This window comes from Nocardiopsis rhodophaea (assembly GCF_039530945.1).
Taxonomy (GTDB): Bacteria; Actinomycetota; Actinomycetes; order Streptosporangiales; family Streptosporangiaceae; genus Nocardiopsis_C; species Nocardiopsis_C rhodophaea.
The window spans coordinates 235,981-243,248 of record NZ_BAAAPC010000007.1; the positions used below are offsets into that span (position 1 = coordinate 235,981).

Annotated in this window: 6 protein-coding genes; 1 reads left to right on the forward strand and 5 read right to left on the reverse strand. The window is 70.4% G+C overall.

The features are described 5' to 3' along the window. Positions 1–26: 26 nt before the first annotated feature. The 3 genes from tilS to dacB all read right to left on the reverse strand — a co-directional run bounded on the left by tilS (position 27) and on the right by dacB (position 3,801). Positions 27–1,028 (reverse strand): tRNA lysidine(34) synthetase TilS, encoded by a 1,002-nt coding sequence (gene tilS, locus ABD259_RS10415; protein WP_344161785.1) that lies wholly within the window; start codon positions 1,026–1,028, stop codon positions 27–29. Next, positions 1,025–2,176, reverse strand: coding sequence for a zinc-dependent metalloprotease (locus tag ABD259_RS10420; RefSeq protein ID WP_344161807.1), 1,152 nt, complete (start codon positions 2,174–2,176; stop codon positions 1,025–1,027). Before ABD259_RS10420 ends, tilS begins: the two co-directional genes overlap by 4 nt. A 374-nt stretch (positions 2,177–2,550) precedes the next feature. After that, positions 2,551–3,801, reverse strand: a complete 1,251-nt coding sequence (gene dacB / locus ABD259_RS10425; protein ID WP_344161788.1) for a D-alanyl-D-alanine carboxypeptidase/D-alanyl-D-alanine endopeptidase — start codon at positions 3,799–3,801, stop codon at positions 2,551–2,553. A gap of 192 nt (positions 3,802–3,993) precedes the next feature. Between dacB and ABD259_RS10430 the strand changes: the two genes are divergently transcribed. Further along, positions 3,994–4,509, forward strand: coding sequence for an inorganic diphosphatase (locus tag ABD259_RS10430; protein ID WP_344100631.1), 516 nt, complete (start codon positions 3,994–3,996; stop codon positions 4,507–4,509). Between the two features lie 151 nt (positions 4,510–4,660). On the opposite strand, the gene ABD259_RS10435 is transcribed toward ABD259_RS10430, so the two are convergent. After that, positions 4,661–5,317, reverse strand: a complete 657-nt coding sequence (locus tag ABD259_RS10435) for an RNA polymerase sigma factor (protein ID WP_344100633.1) — start codon at positions 5,315–5,317, stop codon at positions 4,661–4,663. A gap of 173 nt (positions 5,318–5,490) precedes the next feature. Then, positions 5,491–6,144, reverse strand: coding sequence for a hypothetical protein (locus tag ABD259_RS10440; protein WP_344100635.1), 654 nt, complete (start codon positions 6,142–6,144; stop codon positions 5,491–5,493). Positions 6,145–7,268: the final 1,124 nt, after the last annotated feature.

Genomic DNA, 7,268 nt, shown 5'->3' on the forward strand with positions numbered 1-7,268 from the left:
CCGCCATCGGGTCGATGTCGCCGAGATCAACGGAGGGGAGGGGTGAAAAGGATCATCCCGTCGGCCCGCCGACCCTGCGTTCCCCCAGGTAGATCGACGTGCGCTTGGCCACGCCACTCCGTGACCAACCGATCCAGTTCGGCCACGTGCCCGGCGGTCAGGGCACCGGCCGGGCAACCGGCCGCGATCGCGGCGCGGCGCAGCAGCCGGGTGCGCACCGCCCGCGGCAGCTCGGCGAGCGCGGCGGCGCCAAGCCCGCCCTCCGGCCGCCCGACGTCCCGCTCGGCCTCCTCCACCCACGCGTCGAGCGCGTCGGCGTCGTCCCGCAGCAGGTCGGCGGTGCGCGCCAACGCCTTGGCGATGCCCGGACCGAGCACCTTCTCCAGCACCGGCAGCGCCTCGGCGCGCACGCGCGAGCGCGCGTAGGAGGGATCGGTGTTGTGCGGGTCCTCCCACGCCTCCAGGTCCATGAGATCGCAGGCCGAACGCACGGTAGCGCGGTCGAGGCCCAGGAAGGGGCGCAGGTAGCGGCCGGTGCGCGCGGACATCCCGGCCAGGGAGCGCGCGCCGGAGCCACGGGCGAGCCGGAGCAGTACGGTCTCGGCCTGGTCGTCGCTGGTGTGCCCGAGCAGGACGGCGGCGGCGCGGTGGCGCTCGGCGGCGGCGTCGAGCGCGGCGTAGCGGGCGGTGCGCGCGGCGCCCTCGGGACCGCCCGCGCGCCCGACGTCGACGCTCACCCGCTCGACCGGATCGAGCCCTAGCCCGCGCAGGGTGGCGGCGACCGTTGCGGCGCGCTCGGCCGAGCCCTCCTGCAACCCGTGGTCGACGGTGATCCCGCCAGCCCGCAGCCCGATGCGCGGCGCGACGAACGCGGTCGCCCCCGCCAGGGCAAGGGAGTCGGCCCCGCCGCTGCACGCGACGAGGACGAGGTCACCGGCCTGCGGCCCGCCGGGCTCGGTCAGCACCGCCCGCACGGCACGCCGGGCGGTGGCGATGGCGGGCGGGGGTTGGGACGGGCGGTGGCTCACTCCTCCCCTGTGCTTTCCCCGTCCTCGCCCGACCGCTCCGGCGGTGTCACCTGGCCGTTGCCCTCGGGCGCGACCGGTAGTTCCCCGGCGCGCACGACGCGGTTGATCCACAGCTCCGGGGCCCGGATCTCCTTCATCGTCGGCAGGGTGTCGGGCGACTCCCACACACGGTTGAAATCGGCCATGCCCACCCGCGTGACAACGGTGCGGACGAACGCCGCGCCCTCTTCGTACTGCTTCATCTTGAGGTCGAGACCGAGCAGCTGACGGATGATCTTGTCGATCCGGTTGGCGCCCTCACGACGGCGCTGGAAACGGCGGCGGATCTGCGCCACAGAGGGGACGACCTCGGGGCCGACCGCGTCCATCACGTAGTCGCCGTGTCCCTCGGCGAGCGTCATGACGGCGGTGATCCGCTCCAGGATCTCGCTCTGCTCGTCGCTCTGGAAGACCTCGATGAGGTTGCCCTCGCCACCGCGGACGACCTCGGCGACGGCCTCACCCGCGGCGCGCAGCCGGTCGAGGAACTCCGCCGCGTCGACGTTGGAGGCGAGCAGCAGCTCCTGCATCTGCTTCTGCACGTACTCGCGCAGCCAGGGCGTGGAGGTGAACTGCGTCCGGTGGGTCTCCTCGTGCAGGCAGACCCAGAGCCGGAAGTCGCGCGGGTCGACATCGAGTTCGCGCTCGGTGTGCACGACGTTGGGGGCCACCAGGGTGAGGCGGCCCGTGGGGGCGGTGCCGTCGGGGTCCGGCGGCAGGAACAGCTCGTACTGGCCGAGCACACGGCCGGCGAGGTAGGACAGCACGGCACCGAGTTGGACGCCGGTGACGCGGGACCCCACGGCCGAGGTGATAGAGGTGGCCGCGTTGTTGCCCAGCTTCTCGGCGCCGAGGCGGTCGAGCATGGGTTCCAGCACGACGCGGAACCCCTCGACGTTGGCCTTGATCCAGCCGGGACGGTCAACGATGACCGCTGGTCCGGCCGGTTCAAGGGGCTGCATGCCGGTGAATTCGCGCACGTGCCCCTGTGCGGTGACGGACAGCTCGCGCAGTTGCGCCACCGCTTGGCGGGCGTCGGCGAGGTCCACTTGGGGGCCGGGCCGCACGAGGCGGGTTCCGGTATTGACGGCTACGTCCCAGTCGATCAGACTCACGCTCTCACCGTACCCATTGGTATGCCGACGAAGGCTAGTCGCGCCTGGATTTCGGGGTTTCCTCAGGGCTTCCCCGAGGGGATACTCCGCGGACGCCCCGTGCGACAGGCCGGACGCGACCCCCGCCCCCGTCCGCGGGTACTGCTGGCCGCGGTCGCGCATGCCGCCGTGGAAGGAGAACCCCCGCCCCGTCCGCGAGTACTGCTGACGCTCCCCTCATGGGGCCGCCGGTGCCGTGGGATGGTCGCGGAGACGGCGGGGGCAGAATCGCCGGTGAGGCCGCTGGTGTCTCCGCGACCACCGGAGGGGGCCAAACGGACGCCGAACGCCGCGTAGGACAGCTCAGCAGCTCGGTAGCTCAGAGTCGCTCAGCGGGAGCAGCCGCACTCCGCGACGGCCGCGGCGAAGGTGTCCAGCGTGCTGCCAGCGGCCGCCCCGTCGTTGGCGATGAAGGCGAAGAGCAGCAGTCGGCCGTCTTTGTCGCGGACGGTCCCCGACAGCGCGCTGACGCCGTCGAGCGTCCCGGTCTTGCCGCGGACCAGCCCGGCGCCGGCCGCGGATCCGCTGTCGTCGGAGTAGCGGTCGTGGAGCGAGCCAGTGAAGTGCGCCGTGGGCAGGCCGGTGATGGCCGGGCGCAGGTCGGGGTTCTCCGGGTCGGAGGCGGTCGCCAAAAGTTTGACCAGGGCCTTCGGCTTGATCTTGTTGTTGCGGGTCAGCCCGCTGCCGTCCTCCACGTGCACTCCGGACACGCCCAGCTCGGACATGACCTGCCCCACCGCCGCGGACGCTCCGGCGAACGAGGCGTCCTCGCCCCTGGCCAGGGCGACCTGCCGGACGAGGGCCTCGGCGATGTTGTTGTCGCTCTCCAACATCATCTTCTCGACCAGGGCGGAGAGGGGCGGGGAGTCCACGGAGGCGATGGGGTCGGCGCCGTCGGGGGCCGTGGCAGGGGCGGGCTTTCCCTCGATCCGCACTCCGGCGTCGCGCAGCCGTCGGGCGAACACGTCGGCGGCGACACGCGGCGGGTCGTCGACACGATCGCCGTACTTCCTCCCCTTGTGTTTCCGCCCACCGTCGACCATCAGGGCGGTGACCTTGGCGACGTTGCCGTCCCAGATGTAGCTGGGCTTCCAGTCGGGGCCCTCGACGGGCCCGGAGTAGAGCGAGCCGTCGTAACCGAGGCGGACGCTGTCGACGCCCTCGCGCTCCAGTGCCGCGGCGGTGTGGTCGGCCAGGTCCTCCAGGCTCGCCATCTGCGGGTAGTCCCCGGGGGCGTTGCTCTCGGTCAGCGTGGGGTCGCCCCCGCCCACGAGGACGATCCGGTCACCGTCGCGGACGACCGTGGTGCGCAGGCGCTCCTCAGGGCCGCGTTCGTGGAGTGCGGACACCGCGGTGACGATCTTGGTGGTCGACGCGGGAATTCTCGCTGTGCCGGCGTCCTTCTCGAAGACAACAGTCCCACTCGACGCATCCGTGACATAAGCGGAGAGTCCGTCACTCAGTCCGGAGTCCGACATGCGATCATCGAGCTTGTCCGCGAGCCGATCAGGGTCGATCGGGGCGGCGTCCGATGGTGCCGAAGCCGGCCCGTCCTGCGCGAGGGCGACAGGATAAGGCATGGTCGACGGGGGCCGGGACTCAAGCACATCCGCCGCGACAACACCTGCCACCAGCACGAATATGTTGAGCATGGCCAAGGCAAGGAGAGCTCGGGCCCGTACCTGCCGCACCCCGGCACCGCCTTCCTTCGGCATCGTGAGAAAACCTGTACTGACACAACGACCCTAGTCGTAAGGGAAGCCGAGAACAGCATGGAATTCGACGTCACAATCGAGATCCCCAAGGGCGAGCGTAATAAATATGAGATGGATCACGAAACAGGCCGGATTCGCTTGGACCGGATGTTGTTCACCTCGACCAGTTACCCGGCCGACTACGGATTCATCGAGGGCACGCTGGGTGACGACGGCGACCCGCTGGACGCTCTCGTTCTGCTGAAGCAGCCGACGTTTCCGGGGTGCATGATCCGCTGCCGCGCCGTCGGTATGTTCCGCATGACCGACGAGGCGGGGGGCGACGACAAGATCCTGTGCGTGCCCGCGACGGACCCGCGCATGGAACACCTCCGTGACATTCACCACGTGAACGAGTTCGAGCGCCTGGAGATCGAGCACTTCTTCCAGGTCTACAAGGACCTTGAGCCCGGCAAGTCCGTCGAGGGCTCCACCTGGGTCGGCCGCCACGAGGCCGAGCAGGAGGTCCTGTCCTCGGCGAAGCGCGCCGAGGAGTCGGGTCACCACGGGGACCGCTCGCACATCAAGGAGTAGTCCTCCGGCAAGGCGGATCTTGCGACAAGCTCGACTGCCGATCGCGGCCCGGTGTACAGATGTTCGCCGGGCCGCGGCATGGTCGCGACGACCGCGCGCTCGGGGTTGTCCGGCGCATGGCGGGCGCCCGCTCACCGCCGGTCGACCCTTCTCAGCCCGACATCGTCACGATGGGGTCGATCGGCCATGGCATCGTGGCCGGAGTGGTCCGCACGCAGACGTAGACCACCAGCACCAGAATGAGCAGTGCGCAGGCTGCCAGAATGAGCCCCGGAACCAGGCGGGAAGACAGGGTGTCGGGGCGTTTCATGGAGGGCGGAAGCGGGAATCCGCACCGGTCAAATGCGTTGGCGCGTTCGGCGATGTGCGCGCGGTAACCGGAAAGGTCCGGCCCGGTAACACCGCTGAGGACGCGCAACCGAAGACATGGCGGCCGGCGGCAGAGTGCGGATTCGCCGTTGAACTGCTCGGCGTATTCTCCGCTGCTAGGCGTCGCCGCCATCTGGTTGGCTGGTGCTGCAAGTGCGCTCGCACTTGCACGTGCCGCAACCGGATGCCGCGCGCATTCCGCTCGGGCTATGGCGATCAGCCATTCTCGCAGCCGCGCCGAATCGGAAAGCCGATCGATGTGCGCCCTGGCCACGATGAACGTGTCGCGCAGAACTGTGTGTGCCATGTCGGTGTCACGGAGCGACACCCAGCATTCGCGGTAAAGCTCCTCACCGTAGGCGTCATAGAGCCGAGCGTAGGCGTCCGACGGTTGAATCCGGGTGGATCGCAGGGCGTGGACAAGGTCCTGGTCCGTCATATTCCTAGAATCTAGGCCTCTCTTCGCGGGCCGGTAACCGCCTTTGCCAAAATTCGTAGCGTTTCACGACCTTTACCACGAATCCGACCGCCAGACTACGCATGGGGGTAAAAACCTCGCCGCGCGCGGAAGCGGTGCAGGTCCTCACGTACCCACCAGTGACCGCCGCACGCTCAGCGCCGGAAGGTCATGTCGATCCGGTCGGCGATCTCCTCGACCTGCTCGGTGGTGAGAACGTCGGGCCGCCGCCGGATGTAGGCCGCGGCCCCCCGCGGTCGGGCGATGAGGGCGCGCCCGGCGCGCATCACAGGTTGGGGTAGGCGGCCGCCGACCGTGATGACGGGCACCAGGCGGACGGCGGCCCACTCTCTCAGCCGCAGCGCGTCCTCCAGCCGCACGGCGTGTCGGGACAACCGCTCCATCACGCGCTCCGCCGGAACCCCGCCGATTAGCCACCCCCGCGACGCGCGCGACACCCTGTGCCGCCAGGTCCGGGTGTCCAACAGGAACACGCCGCCCGGCCCCACCGCCACGTGCCGCGACATCCGCTCGGGGAGGATGCGGTATCCCGCCCGTTCCAACGAGCGCAGCAGCCGCCCGCGCCTGTAGGTGGCGGGGATCGGGGAGGCGGCCCGGCCGAGCAGCGGAATGGTGACCGCGGTAAGGAGGGCCACCAGCAGCCCGGCCCGCCAGTGGAGGAAGCCCGTGGCCATGGTCCCGGCGGCGAGCACGACCACGGCGCGCGCCGCGAGGCGCGCCAGGCGCGCCTCGGACAGGACGGTAGACCTTCCGGTGCTCCCGGGGCGGATCGAACCGCCGTCCCCCACTGGCCACCTCCGACGACCGCCCGTTCACCAGTGTCTGTCGCTCGCGCAGGCCCGACCGGCTGTTTCGGCTGGGCGAAAACGCATCCCCGAAACTACGCCGCTCGCGCGCGCCGCCTAAGCGCACCCGCCGCACCGGGAGGAAATCCGAGGTCAGAACGGTGTCGCGCAGGGGCGGTGAGAGAAGCACGCGAATGCCGCCACCGGTTGCCCCACCACGGGTGATCACGGAACGGATAGGACCTCGGCCGCGTCCGTCGTGCCGGGAAAAGCCCCATGACCATCCAGAGCCCGGGCCGAGGTCGGGGGGACCGGGGTCTGCTGGGCGGCCTTGTCGGTGTTCTTGCTTTCCGGTGTTCGGTGGTGGAAAGCGGCACCGAAGGCGGAGGGGGCCGGGGCGCCCGGTCCCCTGGCGGGTGCGGTGGGGCGGGGCGGGAAGGCGCTGTCCGCAGCCCTGCTGCCGGTGATCACGGCGAAAGTCCGGGCAGATGGGACGAAATTGGTGGCTCTCCCCGTGGTCATCACGCTAGGGGCGGGGTGCGGAACCCGGGTCTGCTGGGCGGCCTTGTCGGTGTTCGCCTGATCCGGTGTTCGGTGGTGGAAAGCGGCACCGAGGGCGGAGGGGGCCGGGGTGCCCGGTCCCGTGACCGGCGCGGCGGGGCGGGAAAGCGCTGTCCGCAGCCCTGCCGCCGGTGATCACGGCGAAAGTCCGGGCAGATGGGACGAAATTGGTGGCTCTCCCCGTGGTCATCACGCTAGGGGCGGGGTGCGGAACCCGGGTCTGCTGGGCGGCCTTGTCGGTGTTCGCCTGATCCGGTGTTCGGTGGTGGAAAGCGGCACCGAGGGCGGAGGGGGCTGGGGACTCCGGTCGTCTTCGGGGGTGCGGCGGGGCAGGGGCTCGCGGCCCGGGCCGGTCCTCCCGCTTGGCGTGAGGCGCCTTCCGCGATACGGGAGCACCCCACCCCCGCAGCCCCCCACCGGCGATGATCATGGCAATTCTCCCGGCAAAACGGACAGAACCGGGACCGTTCCCATGATCATCGCGGGGAACGTGGGGCAAACCGGGCATACCCGGCGCACGGCGGCCCGCAATCCGGATTCCGGCCCGCCCGCATGCCCCGCCCAGG